A 1,775-nucleotide genomic window follows, 5' to 3' on the forward strand; every position below is an offset into this window, starting at 1 on the left:
CCCGGTGCAGCTGATCCTGGTGTGCCGCTTCGAGCGCATGTTCTGGAAGTACCGTGGCCATGCCAAGGCCTATCGCGCGCTCACTCTGGATGCTGGCCACGTATCGCAGGCGATCTACAGCGCGGCAACCGCGCAGGGGCTGGGCGCATTCGTCACTGCGGCGATCAACGAGGCCGAGGCCGAGCGGGCGCTGGGCCTGCAGCCGATGGCCGAGGGCGTACTGGCGGTGTGTGGCGTTGGCTGGCGTGCAGCGGAGCGGGTGACGGCCGAACTGGACCCGCTTGGCCAGGTGTGGCCGGTCACGCGTTGATCGACAACGCGTGACCGGACGGCATCACACCGCTTCGAAATCCACCAGCACGGCACCATCACCCACCTGGTCACCCGCCTTGGCGCGATAACCCTTCACCGTGCCATCGGCCGGTGCCTGCAGGGTGTGCTCCATCTTCATCGCTTCCAGCACCACCAGCGGCGTGCCGCGCTTCACCTGCGTGCCTGCCGCCACCAGTGTCGCCACGATCTTGCCGGGCATCGGTGCCAGCAGGCTGCCGGCGTCGGCGCTGGCCTGTTCCGATTCGCCCACCGGGTCGTGCAGGGTGAAGCGGCGCTGGCCATCAGCGCCGAACAGGTACAGCTGGTCGCCATCGCGCTGCAGCTGCAAACGCCAGCGACGCTCGTCCAGCTGCACCGACAAGGTGTGGTCATCGGCACGGCCGACGACCTGCTTCGGTGCGGCGTCATCGCACTGCACACGCCAGCCATCGGCCGTGACCCACACCTTCAGCGTGTGCGCCCGCTCTCCCTGCTGCAGCGGCACCACACGCGCGGCAGGCGCGCCCAACCGCCAGCCATCCTGTGCCTGCCACGGCGAATGCGGGTCGCGCACATCGGCGGCAGCGGCTGGTGTGCTTGCTACCGCGGCGATCGCTGCCAGTTCCCACAGCGCCTGCTCACCGTCACCGGTCATCGCCAGTGCGGCGTGCTCACGCTCGATCAGCGCGGTATCCAGCTTTGCGTTGGCGAACGAATCGGTGTGCAGCAGGCGGCGCAGGAAGCCGGCATTGGTGGTCACGCCCACCACCTGGCAGTCGGCCAGGGCTTGGCTCATGCGCCGCAGCGCGGCGTCGCGGTCCACGTCCCAGACGATCAGCTTGGCGATCATCGGGTCGTAGTACGGGGTGATGCTGTCGCCTTCCTCTACACCCGTATCCACCCGCACGTTCGCCGACGGGGTCGGTAGGCGCAGGCGGCGCAGGGTGCCGGTGGACGGCAGGAAGCCACGGTCGGCATCTTCGGCGTACAAGCGCGCTTCGAGCGCATGGCCGTGGATGGTCAGTTCGTCCTGGCGCTTGGGCAGCGGCTGGCCGGCGGCCACGCGCAGCTGCCATTCCACCAGGTCGGTGCCGGTGATGAATTCGGTGACCGGGTGTTCGACCTGCAGGCGGGTGTTCATTTCCATGAAGTAGAAATCGCCGTCCGGGCCGGCGATGAACTCCACCGTGCCCGCACCGACGTAGCCCACCGCGCGCGCGGCATCGACGGCGGCCTTGCCCATCGCTGCGCGCCGGTCGGCGCTCATTCCTGGGGCGGGCGCTTCTTCCAGCACCTTCTGGTGGCGGCGCTGCACCGAGCAGTCGCGCTCGAACAGATACACCGCCTCGCCATGGCCGCCGCCGAACACCTGGATTTCGATATGGCGGGGGCGCTCGACATACTTCTCGACCAGCACGTGGTCGTTGCCGAACGCCGAGGCCGCCTCGCGCTGGCAGCTGGCC

At 68.7% G+C, this 1,775-nt stretch carries 2 protein-coding genes; one reads left to right on the forward strand and one right to left on the reverse strand.

Annotated features, from left to right (window positions below; genetic code table 11):
- The coding region (locus DBR20_RS01495; RefSeq protein WP_181392990.1) for a nitroreductase family protein at window positions 1–310 on the forward strand (310 nt) is incomplete at its 5' end.
- Between the two features lie 24 nt (window positions 311–334).
- Here DBR20_RS01495 and DBR20_RS01500 read toward each other — a convergent pair.
- Window positions 335–1,775: biotin/lipoyl-containing protein (locus tag DBR20_RS01500; protein ID WP_258223087.1), on the reverse strand; the 1,441-nt coding region annotated here is incomplete at its 5' end.

It is taken from the genome of Stenotrophomonas sp. HMWF023, from assembly GCF_003060985.1.
In the GTDB taxonomy this organism is placed as follows: domain Bacteria; phylum Pseudomonadota; class Gammaproteobacteria; order Xanthomonadales; family Xanthomonadaceae; genus Stenotrophomonas; species Stenotrophomonas lactitubi.